This is a genomic window from Pseudomonas sp. TUM25319 (assembly GCF_056388475.1).
The window spans coordinates 6,195,820-6,216,835 of sequence record NZ_CM150751.1; the positions used below are offsets into that span (position 1 = coordinate 6,195,820).

Genomic DNA, 21,016 nt, shown 5'->3' on the forward strand with positions numbered 1-21,016 from the left:
AACAAGCCTTCAAGAACAGCCCGGACCGCTCTTTCTTGAAGCTTGCAGCTTGCGGCTCGCAACTGCGCCTCTCACACCGGCAACGGCCGATCCTGAATCACCTGCTTCATCACCAGCGTCGAACTCAGCCGCTGCACATTGGGCAGGCGCGCCAGGTGCTCGTCGTAGAGTTGCTGGAACGCCGGCAGGTCGCGGGTGACGACCCGCAACAGGTAATCCGGATCACCGAACAGACGCTGGGCTTCGAGGATCTGCGGAATTTCCGGCAGCGCCGCCTCGAACGCCTGCACCGCCTGTTGATGCCCCTCGCGCAAGGTGACGAAGACAATGGCAGAGAAGTTCAGCCCCAACTCGGTGGGCGACAGGTAGGCGCGATAGCCCTGGATTACCCCGGACTCTTCCATGGCCCGCACCCGTCGATGGCACGGCGACAGGCTGAGACCCACGCGATCGGCCAGTTCGGTCAGGGACTGCCGGCCATCGCGCTGCAGCTCGGCAAGAATCTTTCTGTCAATACGATCCATTCGGAAAAATCTTCCACATCATTGGCGAGCAGCCAGCATATACGAAAGATAATCCCGACAGCGCATCCGTATTCTTCTGATGAATTCTTCAGAAAAACCGGAGCCTTTAAAGTGACTGTCAGTGTGCTCGCCGCGTTCTGGGCGGTGTCGTTGTTGTTCGTGATCACGCCGGGGCTGGACTGGGCCTACGTGATCTCTGCGGGGATCCGCGGGCGCTGGGTGGTGCCGGCCGTGGCGGGGCTGTTGTCGGGGCATCTGCTGGCGACCCTGGTGGTCGCCGCCGGGGCCGGGGCGTTGCTGGCGAGCAATCCGGTAGCGCTGTCGGTGATGACCATCGCCGGCGCGATCTATCTGCTGTGGATGGGGATCAACCTGCTGTTGCGCCCCTCAACCCCCGAGGCCGGAACACAGAGCGCGGACTCATGGTCGCGCTGGGCACTCAAGGGCTTTTTCGTCAGCGGGCTGAATCCGAAGGTGTTCCTGCTGTTCCTGGCCCTGCTGCCCCAGTTCACCGATCCGCTGTCCACCTGGCCACTGGCAACCCAGATCATCGCCCTTGGTCTGCTCCATGCGGTGAGCTGCGCGATCATCTACCTGATGGTCGGATTCAGCGCCCGCAGTGTCCTGCAGACCCGCCCAGCGGCGGCGCGTACGGTCAGCCGCCTGTCCGGCGCGGCGATGATCGCTATCGCCCTGGCACTGTTGGCGGACCGCTTGCTGGCCTGAACGATGGAGGCGTGGGCACCTGTGCGGTGCCCGAATGGCGCCGTGCTCAACCCTCCTTGGACAACGGCACACCAGGACGCGACTTGGGCCCGGTCATTCCCCACACCACCAGGCCGATGACCGGCACGAAGACCACGAACAGAATCCACATCATCTTGTTCTCCGCCCGCGCCGGGCTGCCGATGATGCGCTTGATCGCCCAGACTTCCAGCAGCGCGAGCAGCACCGCCAGCGTTATCCACAGAGGTCCGTGTTCCATAGGCTGTCTCCCGTTTGGCTGTTCACGTTAGGTGAGGCCAGCGCCAGAGGGTTCATTCCAATTTAACGCCGGAAAATGCCTGCAGCACGGTCTCCACTTTTCTCACCTCGTCAACTCCCACTTCCCAGCCAATCTCAGCACGATCTCACGATAACGACCCATTCACGGAAATTGACCGATGTTGGATCCAAACTCTGCTTACAAGTAGAATTGTAAATTATTTGTAATTGTGAAAATTTCGTAATTAGAATCCGCCCCACTCTCAACAGGGAACGATTCTCATGAACAAAAACAGCACCTCTGCCTTGCCTCCTCGTCGTCTGCTGGCCACCGCCATCGGGATTGCTGTCGCCTCCTCCACCAGCCTCGCGCTGGCCGAGCAGAAAAAAGCCGTCGAACTGGACAGCCTGAAGGTCCAGGCCGAACAGGACTCCGGTTCGCGCACCGAGCAATCGGCCTCGGCCAAGTACACCGCGCCGCTGCTCGACACGCCGCAGACCATCACCGTGGTCCCGCCGAAGGTGATTCAGGAGCAACAGGCCCTGAGCCTGCGCCAGGTGCTGTCGAACGTTTCCGGTATCACCTTCAACGCCGGCGAAGGCGGCGGCGGCTCCGGTGACAGCATCAACATCCGCGGCTTCTCGGCCAACAGCAACATCCAGATCGACGGCCTGCGCGACAGCGCCCAGACCAGCCGTACCGACACGTTCAACATCGAGCAGGTCGAGGTCATCAAAGGCCCGAACTCGGTGTTCGGCGGCGCCGGCACCACCGGCGGCAGTATCAACGTGATCAGCAAGACGCCGAAAGACCAGGCCTTCACCCGTCTGGGCGGCAGCATCGGTACCGACAGCTACTACCGCATGACCCTCGACAGCAACCAGCCGCTGGAAGGCGTGGGTCATGACAGTGCGTTCCGTATCAACCTCATGGGCCATCAGAACGACGTCGCCGGGCGCGATGAAATCGACCGCGAACGCTACGGTATCGCCCCGTCCCTGCGCCTGGGCCTGAGCGAATCGACGCGCCTGACCCTCAGCGCCTTCCACCAGAAGGACGACAACCTGCCGGACTACGGTGTCCCGGCCCTGGACGGCAAGAAGCTGGCCGGCGTCGATCGCGAAAGCTACTTCGGCTGGAAGAACCTCGACAAGGAAGAGATCGAGCAGAGCTCCCTCACCGCCAACCTCGAGCACGATTTCAACGACAACCTGCGCCTGCAGAACCTGACCCGCTACAGCCGCATCGATCGCGACACCACCGTATCGGCGTCCCACGTCAACACCACCGGCCTGCCAGCCGGGCGCTACCTGCCAGCCGGCCCACAAGGCTACGGCCGCGACGCCACCACCGAAATGTGGATCAACCAGACCAACCTGATCGGCAACTTCGACGTGCTGGGCATGCGCCACGACCTGGTGGTGGGTGCGGAAATCTCCCGCGAGACCATGGACCTGACCACTTACAACCACGGCCTGGGCACCGCGCTCTACCCAAGTACCGGCTACGACCTGAGCAACCCGCCCGGCCACTGGAACGGCCCGGCACCGAAGATCGTCAGCGGCTACACCGAGACCGAGCTGACCAACAAGGCGCTGTACGTCTTCGATACCATCGCCCTGCACGAGCAGTGGGACCTGAACCTGGGCCTGCGCTACGACAACTTCGAGGGCGAGGCCGACGGCTATTCCGCCGCCCACGTCAAAACCTCCAGCTTCGAATCCCGTGACGAAAAACTCAGCGGTCGCGCCGGCCTGGTGTACAAGCCGGCCGAGAACGGCCGGATCTACCTGGCCTGGGGTAACTCGTTCAACCCGTCCGCCGAAAGCCTGGCCTCCAGCGGTGGCGGCCTGAGTGCGGCTACCGAGAACCTGTCGCCCGAGAAAAACGAGACCTGGGAACTGGGCACCAAGTGGGAACTGCTGGACAAGCGCCTGGAACTGGACGCCGCCGTGTTCCGCGTGACCAAGGACAACGCCCGCGAAACCATGGCCGACGGCTCGACCCAACTGGCCGGCAAGCAGCGCGTACAGGGCGTGGAAGTGGGCGTGACCGGTCACATCACCCGTCAGTGGGACGTGTTCGCCAACTACACCTTCCTCGACAGCGAAACCCTCAAGGCTGCCAACACTGCCGCCGGTATCGCCCGTGAAGGCCAGGCACTGGGCAACACCCCGCCGCGCTCGCTCAACCTGTGGACCACCTACCAGTTGCCGGCCGGCTGGACCCTGGGCTACGGCGCCCGCTATGTCAGCGAACGCAATGTCACCTCCAGCACCACTGCCAAACTGGACGACTACTGGGTGCACAACGCCATGGTCGCCTACAAGGTCAACGACAACCTGGACCTGCAGTTGAACGTCAACAACCTGTTCGACAAGGACTACGTCGAGCGTGTACGCCAGCAGAACGGCACCACGGCGCGTTCGTCGGCCATCGAGTATGGCGATGCGCGGTCGGCGATCCTGTCGGCGACCTATGCGTTCTGATTGAGCACCGCATCGCGGGCACGCCGGCGCCACTGTGGAGCTGGCGTGCCCGCGATGACGGCCTCAGAAACTCAGGCAGATCTTGCCAAAGTGCCGGTTGCTTTCCTGATACCGGAACGCCTCGACGATCTGCTCCAGTTCGAACGCCTTGTCGATCACCGGTCGCAGGCCATTGGCATCGATCGCCCGGATCATCGCCTGCTGCTGCGCACGACTGCCCACCAGCACGCCCTGCAGGCGAATCTGCCGCACCAGCGCCTGTACCAGCGGCAACTGCCCGGCAACGCCGGTGAGGATGCCGATCAGCGCGATATGCCCGCCAATCTTCGCCGCGATCATCGACTGCTCAAGAGTCGCCGGCCCACCCACTTCGATCACATGATCGACCCCACGGTTATCCGTCAACGCCCGCACCTTCTCGCCCCAGTTCGGCGTGCTGCGGTAGTTGATCACTTCATCGGCCCCCAACGCCTTGAGCCGCTCCAGTTTCTCGTCGCTGGACGAGGTGGCGATCACGGTCGCGCCCGCCAGCTTGGCAAACTGCAAAGCAAAGATCGACACACCGCCAGTGCCCTGCACCAGTACCGAATCTCCGGGTTTGAGCCCGCCGTCGTCCATCAGCGAGCGCCAGGCAGTCAGGCCGGCGGTGGTCAGGGTCGACGCCTCGGCGTGGCTGTAGCCCTTCGGTGCACGAGTGAAGGAGGTCGCCCGTGCCGTCACCACTTCCCGCGCATAGCCGTCGATGCCATCACCGGGCACCGTGGCGAAACCTTCCACCTGCGGCTCGCCATCCAGCCAGTCGGGGAAGAAGGTGCTGACCACCGAATCGCCCACGGCGAATTCGCTGACGCCCCCGCCGACCGCGATCACCTCGCCGGCGCCATCGGCCATGGGAATGCGCGGCTCGGTGGGCCCCCAGGCACCGCTGACCACCGCGAAGTCGTGATAGTTGAGGGAATTGGCGTGCAGGCGCACGGTGATCTGGCCGGCCTGCGGGGCTGGCGCTTCGGCAATACCCAGGCCGACCTTGTCGTAGCCGCCACCGGGTTGAACGTAAATGGCCTTGCTCATGACTTCTCCTGAATCGAGCCGCTGCGAAGGAACAATCGGCAAGTCTTGGCCCGAGTCGCGGGGTGGTCAAGCAGACCCGCTTGCAGATTCGACCAACAGACCACAATATTGCGACTAATTATCAATTACCTCTCCAGCCCGCCATGCCCACTTCCGAACACGCTGCCCTGCATGCCCTCTACAGCGAACACAACGGCTGGTTGAAGAACTGGCTGCGCACCCGCCTGGGCAACGCCAGCGATGCTGCGGACCTGGCCCAGGACACTTTCATCCGCGTGCTCAACGCCCGCAACGCCGAGAGCATTCGCGAGCCGCGAAGCTACCTGGGCTCCATCGCCCACGCGTTGATGGTCGACAGGTTTCGCCGCCGCGCCGTGGAGCAGGCCTATCTGGCCGAGCTGGCCGCTCGCCCCGAACAGACTGTCGATTCGCCGGAAACCCGGGTGATGATCCTGGAAACCCTGGTAGCAGTGGACACCTTGCTGGATGGGCTGGGCGAACGCACCCGGCGGATCTTCCTCGCGGTGCAACTGGAAGGGTTGAGTTACAGCGCCGCCGCCGAACGCGTGGGGGGTGTCGCTGAACACGGTGAAGAAGCACCTGGCCCGCGCCATGACCCATTGCCTGCTGCTCACGGAAGATTGATATGGCCCAGCCGCTGGAACTGCACACCCTCGAAGCCGCCGCCCACTGGTACGTCCAGCTCAACGCCGGAACGCCCAGCGAGGCCCTGCTCAAATCCTGGCAGGACTGGCTGGGCCAGCATCCGGTCAATGCCCGGGCCTGGGCGCGGGTGGAGAAGGTCCAGGCACAGATGGGCCGACTGCCGGCGGAAGTGGCACTGCCTACCCTGGCCGGCGCCCGCGCCCGCCGCCGCGCTGTCCTCAAGACCCTTGCCCTGTTGCTGACGGTCGGCGCCAGCGGCTGGGTCGCCCGCGACAGCGCCACCGGCCAGGCGCTGCTGGCCGACATGCGCACCGGCAAAGGCGAGCGGCGCCGCATCACCCTCGCCGATGGCAGCCAGTTGCAGGTCAACACCGACAGCGCGCTGGACATCCACTACGACGGTCAGCAGCGCCTGCTGCGCCTGCACCACGGCGAGATCAGCGTGCAGACCGCCAGCGATCCCCGCGCCCGGCCCTTTACCGTGCTCACCCGCGAAGGCCGCATCCGCGCCCTCGGCACGCGCTTCTGCGTGCGCAGCGACGAGGGCAGTTGCCAGGTCAGCGTGCAGCAGCACGCGGTGGAGATCCGTCCGCAAGACCAGCCGCAACTCGCCCTGCGCCTGGAAACCGGACAAAGCGTGCGTTTCAACAGCCAGCACATCGCCCCGGTCAGCGCCGTAGCACCGGGCGCCGATGCCTGGACCCAGGGCATGCTGACCGTGATCGAGTGGCGCCTCGCCGACTTCGTCAGCGAGCTGCGTCGTTACCGCCACGGCGTCGTGCGCTGTGACGAGCGCGTCGCCGACCTGCGCCTGTCCGGCGCCTTCCCCCTCGACGACACCGACACCCTGCTGGAAAACCTCGGCGCTGCACTGCCGGTCAAGGTGCGCTACCTGACCCGCTACTGGGTAAGCATCGAAGCCGCCTGAAAATAAATGCGTCACGGGGGTGGCCATTTTTCATCGGCAAAACGGCTACGGACATAACGCGGCCTTCAGAGCTGCCTTCTGCCCGTCACCGAAAAGGAACACCGCATGCCCCCGTTCTTCCCGCGAGCATCCATCCCTCTGGTTCGTGCCGTCCGCCTGGCCCTGTTCGGCCTGCCGATGGTCTCGCTGCCGCTGCTGACCACCCTGCCCGGCCAGGCCATGGCGCAAGCAGCCACCCAGCAGTTCCAGATTGCCGCAGGACCGCTGGGCACGACCCTGAGCCTGTTCGCCACCCGCGCCGGCATCACCCTGACCTTCGACGCCCGCCAGACCCAGGGCCGCCAGTCCGCAGGCCTGCAAGGCAACTACAGCGTCGACGAAGGACTGGCGCGCCTGCTTTCCGGTAGTGGCCTGCGCGCCCAGCGCCTGGGCAACGGCGGCTATGTGCTGGTACCGGCCGGCAACGAGGGCGCCGTAGAACTGGGCGCCACCAGTATCGACGCCCAGTTTCTCGGCGAAACCACCGAGCACTCCGGCAGCTACACCACCGGCGTGACCCGCACCGCGACCAAACTGCCGCTGTCGATCCGCGAAACCCCGCAGTCGGTGACTGTGGTCACCCGCCAGCAGATCGACGACCACGGCGCCAAGAACATCGCCGATGTGCTGCGCACCACACCCGGCATCTCCGCGCAGGCCTACGACAGCGAACGCACCGAGTTCTCCAGCCGTGGCGCGGTCATCACCAACTACCAGTACGACGGCGTCAACACGGTCTACGACGGGGTCTACAACGAAGGCATCACCCACGTCGACATGGCCACCTACGACCGCGTCGAAGTGCTCAAGGGCGCCACCGGCCTGATGACCGGCTCGGGCGACCCTTCGGCCACCGTCAACCTGATCCGCAAGAAGCCCACCGCGCAGTTCCAGGCCTCACTGACCGGCAGCGCCGGCTCCTGGGACAACTACCGGGGCGAAGGCGACATCTCCGGGCCGCTCAACGATTCGGGCAGCCTGCGCGGCCGCTTCGTCGGCGCCAGGCAGGACCGCCAGGGCAACCAGGATCACTACCAGATGAACAAGGACGTCTGGTACGGCATCCTCGAAGCCGACCTCAGCCCGGACACCCTGCTCACCGTCGGTATCGACCAGCAGACCACCACACCCCGCGGCACCTCCTGGACCGGCAATCCGGTGTACTTCGCCGATGGCGGGCGCACCGACTTTTCCCGCTCCTTCAACCCCGGTGCCGACTGGAGCCGCCGCGACTTCCAGAGCCGTACCTACTTCGCCAGCCTGGAGCAGGCCCTGGCCAACGACTGGACGCTCAAGCTCAGCCTCAACCAGTTGCAGTCCGACCACGACACCCGCCTGGCCTCGGCCAGCGGCGGCAACCCCGACCGCGCCACGGGCGAAGGCATGTTCTTCTACTGGGGACGCTGGGAAGGCCACCGCGTGCAGAACAGCGCCGACCTGAGCCTTTCCGGGCCGTTCAGCCTGTTCGGCCGCGAGCATGATCTGGTGGTGGGTTTCAACAGTTCAGCCTCACGCCAGACCGGCGCCACCTACGACACCAGCCTGTTCGCCATGGTCCCCGACAGCATCTACGACTGGCGGGGCGACATCGAGCGTCCGGTCTTCCCGAAGAACGGCAAGTACGAACAGAACAAACGCCAGAACGGCGCCTACATCGCGACCCGCCTGAAACCTGCCGACGACCTGTCGCTGATCCTCGGCACCCGGGTCAGCACCTTCAAGTACGACGATGACTACGACTACGACGGCCTCAACCCGTCGTTCCCGGACAGTCAGGCCAGCTACAAGGAACACGGCGTGGTCACGCCCTACGCCGGGGTGGTCTATGACCTGGACGACACCTGGTCGGTGTACGCCAGCTACACCTCGATCTACCAGCCGCAGACCAACAAGGATGCCAACGGCGCAACCCTCGCCCCGGTGGAAGGCGACAGCTACGAAACCGGCCTCAAGGCCGCGTTCCTCGGCGGCAAGCTGAACGCCAGCCTGGCGCTGTTCCGCATCGAACAGGACAACGTCGCGGAGTCGATCGGCACCAACCCGGTGACCAACGAAGGCATCTACAGGGCCATCGAAGGCGCCACCACCAAGGGCCTGGAGCTGGAAGTGGCGGGCGAACCGCTGGAGGGCTGGAACATCAGTGCCGGCTACACCTACGCCCGCACCCGCGACGCCGACGAGCAACGCATCTTCGGCTTCCCGATGACCACCACCAAACCCGAGCACCTGGTTCGCCTGTTCAGCACCTATCGGCTCCCCGGGGCACTGGAAAAGGTCACCGTGGGCGGTGGGGTCAACTGGCAGAGTGCGTTCTACGGCAACATCTGGCACCCGGTGCTCAACGACTACAGCCGCATCAAGCAAGGCGGCTACACCCTGGTGGACCTGATGACCCGCTACCAGCATGACGAGCACCTGAGCGTCACGCTCAATGCCAACAACGTGTTCGACAAGCGCTACCTGAGCGGACTGGGGAACTTCGACACCACCTGGTACGGCGAGCCGCGCAACCTGATGGTGACGACGCGCTGGGAGTTCTGAGCCATCGTGGGAGCGGCTTCAGCCGCGATTGGGCGCGCAGCGGCCACAAAGCATGTGTCCCGGGTGTGTCAGGTTGATCGGGGATTCAGGTTTTACGACGGCTTTGCCGCCGTTCGCGGCTGAAGCCGCTCCCACATGCTTCGAGCCAGGCAATGAACCTGGCCACGCTGCCCCCCTTCCGGGAGATGAGGCACTTAGTGACCCAGCAGTTTCTGCAACGCCCGGCAATCCGCCGCATGCCAGTCGGTCAGCTCCGGCCAGGGGTTGTCCGGCAGGTTCACCAGCACGGTGCGGGTGCCGGCAGCGCGGCCGCAATCGAGGTCGAAGCGGTAGTCACCCACCATCACCATCCGCGCCGGCGCCACATCCCAGGCGTCGGCCAGTTTCAACAGGCCACCCGGATGCGGCTTCGGCGGCGCTTCGTCCCGGCCAAGGATGTGCTCCACCGGGAAGCAGTCCGCCAGGCCGATGGCTTCCAGCGTCACATGAGCCAGCTCCCGCGCATTGCGGGTAAGGATGCCGAGCCGATAACCGCGCCCGGCCAGTTCCCGCACCAGTTCCACCGCGCCGTCCGCCGGCTTCGAGGCGATCGCCAGGTCGCGCTCGTGCTCCAGCAGCCAGGCGTGCTTGGCTGCCGCCTCGTCCGCCGGCAATGCCGCCAGATGGGTGAGGATATCGTCCTCGGCAGGAATGTTCAGGGCCACGCGGATCGCCGCGAAGTCATGCACGGCGACCGTCAGGGTGCCGTCCATGTCGAACACCCAGTGGCGAATGTCGGTCAGGCTCATGCCCAGTCCTTGCGATGACGGATCAGGCCTTCCTGGCAGGACGACGCCACCAGTTGCCCGGCACGGTTGAAGATGCTGCCGCGGGAGAAGCCACGACCATTGCCGGCCCATGGACTGTCCATGGCGTACAGCAGCCACTCGTCCGCACGCAGGTTGGCATGGAACCACAGCGCGTGGTCGAGGCTGGCGATCTGCATGTCCTTGTGCCAGACCGACTTGCCATGGGGCATCAGCGAAGTGGTCAGCAGACCGAAGTCCGACGCATAGGCAAGCATGTACTTGTGCAGCGCCGGAGAGTCCGGCAGGTTGCCGTCGGCGCGGAACCAGGCGTACTTCACCGGATCGCCGGGCTTGGGGTTGAAGGGGTCCTTCTCGGTCACCGGACGCACTTCGATCGGCTTGGCGCACAGCAGCTTGTCGCGGATATGTTCCGGCAGATGGTCGGCCATGGCCTGGGCCAGCTCCACTTCCGACGGCAGGTTTTCCGGGCCGACCACTTCGGGCATCTGGCCCTGGTGCTCGAAACCTTCCTCGTCGTACTGGAACGAGGCGCTGCAGGTGAAGATCGGGTTGCCCTTCTGGATCGCCGTCACCCGACGGGTGCTGAAGCTGCCGCCATCGCGCACGCGGTCCACCGAGTAGACCACCGGCATGGTGGCGTCGCCCGGCCGCAGGAAATAGCCGTGCAGGGAGTGCACATGACGCGCCTCCTCTACCGTCTGGCTCGCCGCCGACAGCGACTGGCCGAGCACCTGGCCACCGTAGAGCTGGCGGAAACCCAGGTCCTGGCTACGGCCGCGAAAGAGGTTTTCCTCGATCGCTTCCAGACTCAACAGATCGACCAGATCGTCCAACACGTGGCTCATTCGAGATTCTCCAAAGCAGGGCGCAGGGGGCAAATGATACAGGATCTGTCATTGGTGGCCCGTATGTTCGCTGATTCAGCCACGCAGGGTGGCCTGCCACTGACTGCGATCGATCCGGTACAGCACATGCGGGCGCAGCGGATGATCGGCCGGCAGTTTCGGATGGTCGAAATCGCTGCCGGGGTCGGCCTGCATGCCGATGGCCTGCATCACCTTCTGTGACGCCAGGTTGTCGCGGCTGGTGAAGGACACCACTTCCTGCAAGCCGAGCTGGGCGAAGCCGCAACGCAGACAGGTCCAGGCCGCCTCGCTGGCGAAGCCAAGGCCCCAGTGACGGCGCGCCAGGCGCCAGCCGATTTCCACCGCCGGGGTGAAATCGGCGTCGAATCCCACATGCAGCAGCCCGGTCATGCCGATGAAGGCGCCGGTGTCCTTGCGCTCCAGCGCCCACAGGCCGAACCCGTATTCGGCGAAATGCCCGCGGATGCGCCCGATCAGCGCCGCACTTTCCAGCCGGGTCAGCGGCGCGGGGAAGTAGCGCATCACCTGTGGGTCGGCGCACAAAGCGGCGAATTCCTTCAGGTCGTCATCCTGCCACTGGCGCAGCACCAGCCGCGCACTTTCCAGTTCGAGTATCGGCTTCATCAGGGCTCCAGAATTCACGGCCTCGCAGTCTACAGCGTAGGCAGGCAATGCTGGCCCTGCATGGCCATCATCGGTCGACGCTGGCGCAGTTCGCCGGGCAACTGGCAAGATCGCCCGATCTCCACCTGCGGATCGACCATGCGCCTGCCTCTTGTCTATCACGACGACTACAGCCCGGAATTCCCGCCGGAACACCGCTTTCCCATGGACAAGTTCCGTCTGCTGCACGACCACTTGATCGCCAGTGGCCTGACCACCGACGACGCCCTGCTGCGCCCGGACATCTGCCCCAACGACATCCTCGCCCTGGCTCACGACCGCGACTATATCGAGCGCTACATGAACGGCGAGCTGTCCCGCGAGGACCAGCGCCGCCTCGGCCTGCCCTGGAGCGAAGCCCTAGCCCGACGCACCGTGCGGGCGGTGGGCGGCTCGCTGCTGGCGGCGGAACTGGCGCTGCAACACGGCATCGCCTGTCATCTGGCCGGCGGCACCCATCACGCCCACTACGACCACCCGGCGGGCTTCTGCATCTTCAACGACCTGGCGGTGATCAGCCATTACTTGCTGGAAGCCGGGCGGGTGCACCGGGTGCTGATCTTCGATTGCGACGTGCACCAGGGCGACGGCACCGCGCGGATCCTCGAACACACGCCGGACGCCATCACCGTGTCGCTGCACTGCGAACAGAACTTCCCCGCCCGCAAGGCCCGCAGCGACTGGGACATTCCGCTGCACCGCGGCATGGGCGACGCCGAGTACCTGAAGGTGGTGGACGATGCCCTGAACTACCTGCTGCCGCTCTACCAGCCGGACCTTGTGCTGTACGACGCCGGCGTCGATGTGCACAAGGACGACGCCCTTGGCTACCTGCAGCTCACCGATGAAGGCGTGGCCGCCCGCGATACCTGCGTGCTGCGCCATTGCCTGGGCCGCGATATCCCGGTGGTCGGGGTGATCGGCGGCGGCTACAGCAAGGACCGCGAAGCCCTCGCCCGCCGCCACGGCATTCTTCATCACAGCGCGCAACGGGTGCTGGATTACCCACAATGACTGTGGAACCGCTTGTGGATAACCTGCGTGAAAGCCCGTTTCGCCCTTTGAAACCGGGCCCGAGCGGCAGCTGATCATTTTTTGTTCAGTGCCGTCCGGGGTCCGAGTCCGGTAGAATGCCCGGCTCTTTTATCCCCAGCCTGCCGCCGCCATGACCGATTCCCCCGCCACTCCCCCCGCCCACGTTGCCGTTATCGGCGGCGGCCCCGCCGGCCTGATGGCGGCGGAAGTCCTTAGCCTCGCCGGGGTGCAGGTCGATCTCTACGACGCCATGCCCTCGGTGGGTCGCAAGTTCCTGCTGGCCGGCGTCGGCGGCATGAACATCACTCACTCCGAGGCCAAGCCCGCGTTCATTGGCCGCTATGCCGAGCGCAGCGACGAGATCGCCACGCTGCTGGAAGACTTCGACGCCGACACATTGCGGACCTGGATTCACGGATTGGGCATCGACACCTTCGTCGGCACCTCGGGCCGGGTCTTCCCCACCGACATGAAAGCCGCGCCGCTGCTACGCGCCTGGCTCAAGCGCCTGCGCGACGCCGGGGTAGTTATCCACACCCGGCACCGTTGGCTGGGCTGGAATGACGACGGCGCGCTGCGGATCGGTTATCCACAGGGCGAACTGGCGGTGAACGCTGACGCAGTGATTCTTGCCCTCGGCGGCGGTAGCTGGGCGCGGCTGGGTTCGGACGGTACCTGGTTGCCGTTGCTGGCCGAACGGGGTGTGGATATCTCGCCGCTGCAGGCGGCCAACAGCGGTTTCGAAGTGGCGGGCTGGAGCGACCTGCTCAAGCAGAAGTTCGCCGGCGCGCCACTGAAGAACATCGCCTTGAGCCTGCCCGGCGAAACACCGCGGCTGGGTGAATTCGTCCTGACCGAGGGCGGTGTCGAAGGCAGCCTGGTATATGCCTGGTCGGCGCGCATCCGCGAGGCGATCAACCGCGACGGCAGCGCCACGCTGCTGCTGGACCTGCTGCCCAACAAGCCTGTGGACAAGATTACCGCCGCACTGGGCAAGCCACGGGGTTCGCGGTCCATGGCCAAGCACCTGCACAGCCAGTTGGGGCTGGACGGGGTCAAGGCGGCACTGCTGCGGGAACTGACCGGGCCCGAGGTGTTTGCCGAGCCGGAGCGGCTGGCGGCCGCGATCAAGGCGCTGCCCATCGTGCTGGTACGGCCACGGCCACTGGACGAAGCGATCAGCACGGCGGGCGGGGTGAAGTTCGAAGCGCTGGATGAGGGCTTGATGCTCAAGCAAGTGCCGGGGGTGTTCTGTGCCGGGGAGATGCTGGACTGGGAGGCGCCGACTGGCGGGTATCTGCTGACGGCGTGCTTTGCCAGTGGGCGCAAGGCGGGGCTGGGTGTGCTGGAGTGGTTTGCCAGGCGTTGAGGGTGGTTTGTACCGGCCTCATCGCTGGCAAGGCCAGCTCCCACAGGGCTCTGCGGCGACGCGAACACTGTGGGAGCTGGCCTTGCCAGCGATGAGGCCCTAAAGAACAGCAGCGATTTTAAGGCTTGCGCTTCTTCGGCCCGGTATTGAACGCCGGCACCTTGCGTACCGGCTTGGCCACCACCGGTGCATCGCCGCTGTCGGTCCAGCGCCCGAGGCTGCCTTTCGCCCCGCCCTGCTTGGGCTTTTTCGGTTTCTTCGGCTTTTTCAGGATCTGCCCGCTGGCATCGGTCACCGGCACGCGGTGATCGGGGATGAAGTCCGGCTCTTCATGACGTGGCAAGGTCTTGCGGGTCAAGGTCTCGATGGCCGACAGCAATTGCACTTCATCCGCGCACACCAGGGAAATCGCCTCACCGGTATTGCCCGCCCGGCCAGTACGACCAATGCGGTGCACATAATCCTCGGCAACGATCGGCAGGTCGAAGTTGACCACCAGCGGCAGGTCGTCGATATCCAGTCCGCGCGCTGCCACATCGGTGGCGACCAGGATCTGGATTTCCCGCGCCTTGAAGCTGTCCAGCGCGCGCTGGCGAGTGGCCTGCGGACGATCGCCGTGGATACCGTCGGCGTTGACGCCCAGGCCCAGCAGGCGCTCCACCAGCTGGTCCACGCCATTGCGGGTCTTGGCGAACACCAGCACCTGCTTCCAGCGCTGCTTGCGCAGCAGGTGGCAGAACAGTTCGGTCTTGCGCTTTTTATCCACAGGCACGATCCACTGCTTGACCGTGCTGGCGGTGACGTTGCGCGGGCTGACTTCGACGCTCAACGGATCGTTGAGCATCTGCCCGGCCATCAGGCGGATCTCGTCGGAGAAGGTGGCGGAGAACAGCAAAGTCTGACGCTTGACCGGCAGCGCCGCGTAGATCGAACGCAGCTCTTCGGCAAAGCCTAAGTCGAGCATGCGGTCGGCCTCGTCCAGCACCAGGGCCTGGAGCTGGTTGAATTTCACCGCGTTCTGGCGGAACAGATCGAGCAGCCGGCCCGGCGTCGCCACCAGCAAGTCGATGCCCTTGCGCAGCTTCATCATCTGCGGATTGATGCTCACCCCGCCGTACACCGCGTAGGTGCGCAGCGGCAGGTGCTCGGCGTACTCGCGGATGTTGGCGTGGACCTGCTCGGCCAGCTCGCGGGTCGGCACCAGCACCAGGGCGCGCACCGAGTTGCTGGCAACCTGGGCGCCCTCCAGCGTCAGGCGCTGCAGCAGCGGCAGGGCAAAACCTGCGGTCTTGCCGGTGCCGGTCTGGGCCGCGGCCATCAGGTCGCGGCCGGCCAGCACGGCAGGAATGGCCTGGGCCTGAACCGGCGTCGGGGTGTTGTAGTTCAGGCCTTCGAGGGCGCGCAGCAGCGGTTCGATCAGGCCGAGTTTGGCGAATGTCATGGAAATACCGTCAGGGGAATCGTGCAATGGCGCGAAGTTTACCCTGTTCGGCCACGCTTCACCGAGTCCCCGACAGCTTCGCCTCCATCACCGGCGGCTGCGGCGCCCGGCGCCACTGCGGAATGCCGATCAACACCACCGCCCCGATGATCACCGCCATCGCCAGACACTCCTCGGCACCGATCTGCTCACCGGCGAAGAGAATGCCCAGCAGCACCGCCACCGCCGGGTTTACGTAGGCATAGCTGGTGGCCGCCGCCGGACGCACATGCTTGAGCAGGTACATGTAGGCGCTGAAGGCGACGATGGAGCCGAACACCACCAGGTACGCCAGCGCGCCCCAGCCGGCGGCGGTGGGCATCTGGGTCATGCGCTCGCCGCTCAGGCCGCTGGCCAGCAACAAGGCCACGCCGCCCACCAGCATTTCCGCGGCGCTGGCCATCGGCCCCTGGGGCAGCGGCAGGCTCTTGCTCCACACCGAACCGAAGGCCCAGGACGCCGCAGCGAACAGGATCAGCGCCGCACCGAACGGACTGGCCTGCAGGTTCGAGCCGAGGTTGAGCAGCGCGATCCCCACCAGGCCGAGAACGATCCCGGCCCATTCCAGGCGGGTGTTGCGGTGACCGAAGAACAGCCCGAACAGCAGGGTGAACAGCGGCACCGTCGCCACCGCCAGCGCCGCCACGCCAGAGGCAACCCCAGCGTGTTCGGCCAGCGTCACCCCACCGTTGCCACAACTGAGCAGCAGCACGCCGATCATCCCCGCCGCTTTCCACTGCGGCCAGGTCGGCGCCGGCACTCCGCGCCAGCGCAGGAAGCCGTACAGCAGGCCACCGGCGACCACGAAGCGGATACCCGCCATCAGCATCGGCGGCCAGGACTCCACGCCGATGCGAATGAACAGGTAGGTAGACCCCCACACCAGGTAAAGGGCAAGGAAGGAACCGATCAGCAACCAGGGAAAACGACGGGAGGCAGACATGGGGGGCTCGAATTTGAGTAGTTGTGGCGTTAGTTTAGAAACCTTGATCGGCAAAATTAAGTTTCAAAAAACGCTTATCGAGCACCTGGACTTTCGAAAAAACGGATCTTCCAGGCTTTTCCCTTTGTTTTCACAAGGCCCCTTGCAGACCTCATGGACAAGTACGATCGCATGCTCCTCGCCGCCCTTCTGGAAAACGGCCGCGCCACCTTCGCGCAACTCGCACGCACCGTGAATCTTTCGGCACCGGCGGTGGCTGAACGGGTGGCGAAGCTGGAAGCCAGCGGCGTCATCACCGGCTATCAGGCCAAGGTCGACATGAGCAAGATCGGCCTGCCGATCCAGTGCGTGATCAAGCTGCGCCTGGCCAGCCATGGCAACCAGCAGGCCTACGAAGCGCTCACGCAGATTCCCCAGCTCACCGAATGTCATCGGGTCACGGGCGATCCTTGCGTGATCATGCAGGCGGCGGTGGGTTCGATGCCGGAGCTGGAAGACCTGATCAACCGCGTGGCGCAGTTCGGCTTCAGCAAGACCTCGATCATCCTCTCCAGCGCAGTCGAGCGGCGGGTGCCGCTGGGGCAACTGGAGAGCAACGGGAAAAAGGCTTAGCGGTACTTGCTCAGGGCTTCGCGGATCTTCGCCGCGGGGACTTTCTGCAGTTTGCACAGGAAGGCATGGTTGAGCTGCTGCACGCCGTGGGTCTGGCGCAATTCGCCGACCAGATGCTGCAGCAGGTTGGCGGCCATCTCGGCGTCGGCCATGGCCCGGTGGGCGGTGCCGGTGTCGGGCAGCCCGGCCCAGCGGGTCAGGGTGCCCAGCTTGTGGTTCGGCGCGGCCGGCAGCAGGCGCCGCGACAGCAGCAGCGAACAGGCGAAGGACTGGCTGCGGCTGCGGCCGATGCGGCTCAGTTCGTAGTCCCAGAACTTCTGGTCGAAGGCGGCGTTATGCGCCAGCAGCGGCGTGTCGCCGACGAACTCGGCTACCTCGTTCATCACCCGGTCCACCGGCGGGGCGCTGCGGACCATCGCCGTGGTGATGCCGGTCAGACCGGCGACGAAGGCCGGCACCGGCACGCCAGCGTTCATCAGGCTCTGATAGCGCTCGACGATGCGCCCCTGTTCCAGCATGACCACCGCCACTTCGGTGGCGCGGCAGCCGGCGCCCGGGGTGATGCCGGTGGTTTCAAAGTCGATGACAGCGATGCGTTCCACGAAAAGACCTCAATGCTTGAGCAAAAGCGCGCCCTCGATGGGCACGTAGCGACTGGCGGCGCGGATCAGCGAGTTGGCGGTCAGCCCCGGCACGCCGTAGGCCACGGCCTCGACGCCATGGCGCTGGATGACCCGCTCCAGCAGCAGATCGAAATCGCCGTCACCCGAGGCCAGCACCACCTGATCGACCCGGGCGGCGGCGTCTACCACATCCAGAGTGATGCCCACGTCCCAGTCGCCCTTGGCCGAGCCATCGGCGCGCTGGATGTAAGGCTTGAGCTTGACGGTGAAACCGAGGTTGCGAAGGATCTGCTGGAATTGCTGCTGCTTGCTGTCGCCGCGATCGATGGCATAGGCGAAGGCCTCGACGATCTCGCCGTCGCGGCTGACCTCGGCCCAGAAGGCGGCGTAGTTGAAATGGCAGCCATAGGCCTGGCGCACGGTGTAGTAGAGATTCTGGACGTCGACGAACAGAGCTATTTTCTTCATCACTACCTCCTTTCATACCGGACGTGAGCCAATAAAGGCGCCAGTATGCCAGTCCGGAGGCTGGGCCGTCAGTCGATTGGGAATAGGGATGAGCCCTGTGATGGACTCGAGGGCCTCATCGCTGGGGACGCCAACTCCGACGAGGTCCGCGGCGAACCTTGTGGGAGCTGGCGTTGCCAGCGATGGGCCAGCAGGTGAACGTCAGACGTAATCGTCGTCCGAGAAGAAGCTGCCGCCATCGTTGCTGTAGTCATTGCCGTAATCACTGTTATCGGCAACATAGCGCTGGTTGTCGTCATTCCAGCCACCCTGGTCGCTGACCTGAGCCGGCTCTTCCTTGATGACCTCGACGATCTCCTCCGGCTGCGAGTTGTGATGGAACAGGCTGCTGATGCCTTGCGCCAGCATCACGCCACCAGCCACGCCGGCTGCAGTCTGCAAGGCACCGCCGAGGAAGCTGCTGGCACCGCCACGCGCCGGCGCCGCCTGGGGTGCCGGTGCAGGTGGCGCGCCCCAGTTGGATTGCGGCGCAACACCGCCACCGCTGCCCGGACCATCACGCCAGCCTCCGCCGTTCGACGGCGCAGGTGCTGCCACCGGCTGGCTCGGCGCCGGCCGCGCACTGGAACCGAAGAGGCTCGACAGGAAACCACCACTGCTCTGCTGGGCCGGCGCTGGTGCCGTATTCGCCGCCCTGGCCTTGGCCTCGGCCAGTTCTGCCTGCAACTGGCGGTTCTGTTCATCGAGGCGCTTGAGCGCGGCTTCCTGGACCAGGATCGCCTGGGCCATGTAGTACGGGGCGGCGGCGTGCTGCTGAACAAGGCCCGCGATATGCGCCTGGGCCTGGGCATCGCGTGGCGCGCCTTCGGCTTCGGCCTGGCGCAGCCTGCCGAACAGGCCATCGATCAGGGTTTGCTCTTCGTGATTCATGACGCGACCTCTCTGGATTACCGGTTGCAGTGAAGATAGGGACAAGCATGGCCAATTCAATGCACCCCCGGCATGAAACTTTGTTCAGGTTCGACCCCTGCGCTAAAGTGTCCGCCTTGCTCTGACCTTCGATAGCGACCCATGAATCCGCTCAGTGTTCTGCGTGACTCCCTGTATTTCTTCCGCCGCCACCTGATCAGCATCGCCGGCCTGTGCCTGCCGCTGGTGATCATCGAGGCGCTGTGCAGCCAACTGCTCTACGACCAGTTGGGCGACGACGCCTCCCCGGCCTACGGCCTGCTGGTGGGGTTGCTGTTCTACCCGCTGTACAGCGCCGCGCTGATCCTCTACCTCGACGCCCGCACCGACGGCCACGAGCCGCTCAAGCGCAACCTGCTGGCCCGCGCCGTGCAGCTCTGGCCGTCGTTCGCCCTGCTGGTGCTGCTCAGTTCGCTGCTGATCATGGCCGGCATCTCGCTGTTCATCCTGCCCGGCATCTGGGTGATGACCAACCTGGTGTTCGCCGAGTACCTGCTGGTGCTGCAAGGCCGTGCGCCGATCCAGGCCATGCGCGAGAGCTTCCAGATGGTCAACGGCAATTTCTGGCGGATCCTGGTGTGCATGCTCGGGGTGATGGCCCCCCTTTGGCTGTTCAACGGCCTCACCCTGGAACTGCTGCCCGAGCAGAGCAGCCCGGCGCTGGAGTTGCTGGTGAGCGTGGTCAACAGCTTCCTGCAGCTGTTCAGCACCGTGGTGCTGTTCCGCCTGTTCATGCTGATCAGCGAGTCGTCCCCGGTGCGTTCCTGATGCCGGGGGCTATGCTCAACCGTCAACCCTGACCCACACGAGCCCATGACCCGACTACTGCGCAACGCCCTGCTGCTTCTGCTGTCGATCGTCCTCCTGCTGTGGCTGCTGGCCTGGCAGGCGGGCTGGCAACCGCAACCGCTGGAAGAGGTGCCGGTGTCGTGCAGCGGCCCGAGCAAGCCGCTGGCGCCGGGCCAGCAACTCAAGGTCATGACCTGGAACGTCCAGTACCTGGCGGGCAAGCGCTACGTGTTCTGGTACGACGAAGCCCGCGGCGGCGATACCCGTCCCACCGACGAAGACCTGGCCTTCAACCTCGACGAAGTGGCGCGGGTGATCCGCGCCGAACAGCCGGATATCGTCCTGCTCCAGGAACTGGACAAAGGCGCCAAGGCCAGCGACTACCAGGACCAGCTCGCCCTGCTGCGCGAACGCCTCGCCGATCTCTATCCCTGCGCCGCCCAGGCGTACCAGTGGAAAGCCGAGTTCGTGCCCGAGCGGCACGTCTTCGGCAGTGTCGGCCGCACCCTCGCCACCCTCAGCCGCTACACCATCGAACAGGCGCAGCGGATCCAGTTGCCGCAGGAAAGCGACAACGTCCTCAGCCGCCTGCTGCAGCCGCAACGGGCAGTGCTGGCGAGTTACCTGCCACTGCGCGACGGCGGTCAGCTGGCGGTGCTCAATACGCAACTGGCCAGGCATGTGCAGGGCAACGATGTGCAAGCGAGGCAGGTCCGGGCTCTGGAAGAACAGATGGACCAGTTCGAACGCCAGGGCACACCGTGGCTGCTGGGCGGGGATTTCAACCTGCTGCCGCTGGGGCAGTACCGACGGTTGAAACCGGAGCAGCGTCAGTTCTATTCGCCGGACAGCGAACTGCATGCGCTGTGGGACAAGTACCCGATGATCCCCGGCAATGCCGAGGCCACCGGCGCGGAGCGTTCGGCATGGCTCACCCACTTCCCCAATGACCCGGACCTGGAAGGCCCGGACCGGACGCTGGACTACCTGTTCCACAGTCCGAAGCTGCGTCGGGTGGGGGCGCAGGTGGTGCAGCAGGACACCCTGGCGATTTCCGATCATTTGCCGGTGACGGCACGGCTGTTGTTGCCGGTGCCGCCGGAATCCTGAGGGCCGGATCACCGATCTCGCAGGCAAACACAACTAC

The 21,016-nt window shown here is 65.0% G+C and carries 20 protein-coding genes and 1 pseudogene; 10 read left to right on the top strand and 11 right to left on the bottom strand.

Going from position 1 to position 21,016, the window contains the following annotated elements; all coding sequences use genetic code 11:
* Positions 1 to 71 precede the first annotated feature (71 nt).
* Entirely contained in the window at positions 72 to 524 is a 453-nt protein-coding gene (locus AC05QJ_RS27960) for an Lrp/AsnC family transcriptional regulator (RefSeq protein ID WP_476744441.1), read from the bottom strand.
* A 111-nt stretch (positions 525 to 635) separates the two neighbouring features.
* Between AC05QJ_RS27960 and AC05QJ_RS27965 the strand changes: the two genes are divergently transcribed.
* Positions 636 to 1,250 (top strand): LysE family translocator, encoded by a 615-nt coding sequence (locus AC05QJ_RS27965; RefSeq protein WP_476744442.1) that lies wholly within the window; start codon positions 636 to 638, stop codon positions 1,248 to 1,250.
* Between the two features lie 46 nt (positions 1,251 to 1,296).
* On the opposite strand, the gene AC05QJ_RS27970 is transcribed toward AC05QJ_RS27965, so the two are convergent.
* Positions 1,297 to 1,509 (bottom strand): PLD nuclease N-terminal domain-containing protein, encoded by a 213-nt coding sequence (locus AC05QJ_RS27970; RefSeq protein ID WP_476744443.1) that lies wholly within the window; start codon positions 1,507 to 1,509, stop codon positions 1,297 to 1,299.
* A gap of 281 nt (positions 1,510 to 1,790) precedes the next feature.
* Here AC05QJ_RS27970 and AC05QJ_RS27975 point away from each other — a divergent pair, with 281 nt between their 5' ends.
* On the top strand, positions 1,791 to 3,998 hold the full coding sequence (locus AC05QJ_RS27975; RefSeq protein WP_476744444.1) for a TonB-dependent receptor: 2,208 nt from the start codon (positions 1,791 to 1,793) through the stop codon (positions 3,996 to 3,998).
* A gap of 63 nt (positions 3,999 to 4,061) precedes the next feature.
* Here AC05QJ_RS27975 and AC05QJ_RS27980 read toward each other — a convergent pair whose 3' ends face one another.
* Positions 4,062 to 5,069: a zinc-dependent alcohol dehydrogenase family protein gene (locus tag AC05QJ_RS27980; RefSeq protein WP_476744445.1), complete on the bottom strand. Its 1,008-nt coding sequence runs from the start codon at positions 5,067 to 5,069 to the stop codon at positions 4,062 to 4,064.
* A gap of 143 nt (positions 5,070 to 5,212) precedes the next feature.
* On the opposite strand from AC05QJ_RS27980, the pseudogene AC05QJ_RS27985 reads away from it, so the two are divergent.
* The 3 genes and pseudogenes from AC05QJ_RS27985 to AC05QJ_RS27995 all read left to right on the top strand — a co-directional run bounded on the left by AC05QJ_RS27985 (position 5,213) and on the right by AC05QJ_RS27995 (position 9,243).
* Positions 5,213 to 5,714, top strand: a pseudogene (locus AC05QJ_RS27985) (sigma-70 family RNA polymerase sigma factor).
* 1 nt (position 5,715) lies between these two features.
* Positions 5,716 to 6,663 carry a FecR domain-containing protein gene (locus AC05QJ_RS27990; protein WP_476744446.1) on the top strand — a complete coding sequence of 316 codons (948 nt, stop codon included), beginning with the start codon at positions 5,716 to 5,718 and terminating at the stop codon, positions 6,661 to 6,663.
* A 105-nt stretch (positions 6,664 to 6,768) separates the two neighbouring features.
* Positions 6,769 to 9,243 carry a TonB-dependent siderophore receptor gene (locus AC05QJ_RS27995; RefSeq protein WP_476744447.1) on the top strand — a complete coding sequence of 825 codons (2,475 nt, stop codon included), beginning with the start codon at positions 6,769 to 6,771 and terminating at the stop codon, positions 9,241 to 9,243.
* A gap of 194 nt (positions 9,244 to 9,437) precedes the next feature.
* On the opposite strand, the gene AC05QJ_RS28000 is transcribed toward AC05QJ_RS27995, so the two are convergent.
* The 3 genes from AC05QJ_RS28000 to AC05QJ_RS28010 all read right to left on the bottom strand — a co-directional run bounded on the left by AC05QJ_RS28000 (position 9,438) and on the right by AC05QJ_RS28010 (position 11,542).
* Complete coding sequence (locus AC05QJ_RS28000) at positions 9,438 to 10,031, bottom strand: HAD family hydrolase (RefSeq protein WP_476744448.1); 594 nt, start codon at positions 10,029 to 10,031, stop codon at positions 9,438 to 9,440.
* A complete protein-coding gene (tesB, locus tag AC05QJ_RS28005; RefSeq protein ID WP_476744449.1) occupies positions 10,028 to 10,897 on the bottom strand; it encodes an acyl-CoA thioesterase II in 870 nt (289 codons plus the stop codon). The genes AC05QJ_RS28000 and tesB overlap by 4 nt, the downstream gene beginning before the upstream one ends.
* Positions 10,898 to 10,972: 75 nt before the next feature.
* The gene (locus AC05QJ_RS28010) at positions 10,973 to 11,542 is read right to left on the bottom strand and encodes a GNAT family N-acetyltransferase (protein WP_476744450.1); all 570 of its coding nucleotides are present in this window, start codon (positions 11,540 to 11,542) and stop codon (positions 10,973 to 10,975) included.
* Between the two features lie 138 nt (positions 11,543 to 11,680).
* Between AC05QJ_RS28010 and AC05QJ_RS28015 the strand changes: the two genes are divergently transcribed.
* Both AC05QJ_RS28015 and AC05QJ_RS28020 read left to right on the top strand, forming a co-directional pair.
* A complete protein-coding gene (locus AC05QJ_RS28015) occupies positions 11,681 to 12,595 on the top strand; it encodes a histone deacetylase family protein (RefSeq protein ID WP_476744451.1) in 915 nt (304 codons plus the stop codon).
* A 151-nt stretch (positions 12,596 to 12,746) separates the two neighbouring features.
* Positions 12,747 to 13,985: a TIGR03862 family flavoprotein gene (locus AC05QJ_RS28020; RefSeq protein WP_476744452.1), complete on the top strand. Its 1,239-nt coding sequence runs from the start codon at positions 12,747 to 12,749 to the stop codon at positions 13,983 to 13,985.
* A gap of 118 nt (positions 13,986 to 14,103) precedes the next feature.
* Here AC05QJ_RS28020 and AC05QJ_RS28025 read toward each other — a convergent pair whose 3' ends face one another.
* Complete coding sequence (locus tag AC05QJ_RS28025; RefSeq protein WP_476744453.1) at positions 14,104 to 15,426, bottom strand: DEAD/DEAH box helicase; 1,323 nt, start codon at positions 15,424 to 15,426, stop codon at positions 14,104 to 14,106.
* 58 nt (positions 15,427 to 15,484) lie between these two features.
* Positions 15,485 to 16,408, bottom strand: coding sequence for a drug/metabolite exporter YedA (yedA, locus tag AC05QJ_RS28030; RefSeq protein ID WP_476744454.1), 924 nt, complete (start codon positions 16,406 to 16,408; stop codon positions 15,485 to 15,487).
* 153 nt (positions 16,409 to 16,561) lie between these two features.
* Between yedA and AC05QJ_RS28035 the strand changes: the two genes are divergently transcribed.
* Positions 16,562 to 17,020: an Lrp/AsnC family transcriptional regulator gene (locus AC05QJ_RS28035; RefSeq protein WP_476744455.1), complete on the top strand. Its 459-nt coding sequence runs from the start codon at positions 16,562 to 16,564 to the stop codon at positions 17,018 to 17,020.
* On the opposite strand, the gene AC05QJ_RS28040 is transcribed toward AC05QJ_RS28035, so the two are convergent.
* The 3 genes from AC05QJ_RS28040 to AC05QJ_RS28050 form a co-directional block, all read right to left on the bottom strand.
* Positions 17,017 to 17,622 carry a 3'-5' exonuclease gene (locus AC05QJ_RS28040; protein ID WP_476744456.1) on the bottom strand — a complete coding sequence of 202 codons (606 nt, stop codon included), beginning with the start codon at positions 17,620 to 17,622 and terminating at the stop codon, positions 17,017 to 17,019. The two genes, AC05QJ_RS28035 and AC05QJ_RS28040, sit on opposite strands and share 4 nt — an antisense overlap.
* Positions 17,623 to 17,631: 9 nt before the next feature.
* On the bottom strand, positions 17,632 to 18,111 hold the full coding sequence (locus tag AC05QJ_RS28045) for a LabA-like NYN domain-containing protein (protein WP_476744457.1): 480 nt from the start codon (positions 18,109 to 18,111) through the stop codon (positions 17,632 to 17,634).
* A gap of 201 nt (positions 18,112 to 18,312) precedes the next feature.
* Positions 18,313 to 19,041, bottom strand: a complete 729-nt coding sequence (locus tag AC05QJ_RS28050) for a DUF2076 domain-containing protein (protein ID WP_476744458.1) — start codon at positions 19,039 to 19,041, stop codon at positions 18,313 to 18,315.
* Between the two features lie 141 nt (positions 19,042 to 19,182).
* On the opposite strand from AC05QJ_RS28050, the gene AC05QJ_RS28055 reads away from it, so the two are divergent.
* Positions 19,183 to 19,848 (top strand): DUF7847 domain-containing protein, encoded by a 666-nt coding sequence (locus AC05QJ_RS28055; RefSeq protein WP_476744459.1) that lies wholly within the window; start codon positions 19,183 to 19,185, stop codon positions 19,846 to 19,848.
* A gap of 45 nt (positions 19,849 to 19,893) precedes the next feature.
* On the top strand, positions 19,894 to 20,979 hold the full coding sequence (locus AC05QJ_RS28060) for an endonuclease/exonuclease/phosphatase family protein (RefSeq protein ID WP_476744460.1): 1,086 nt from the start codon (positions 19,894 to 19,896) through the stop codon (positions 20,977 to 20,979).
* The last annotated feature ends 37 nt before the right edge of the window (positions 20,980 to 21,016 follow it).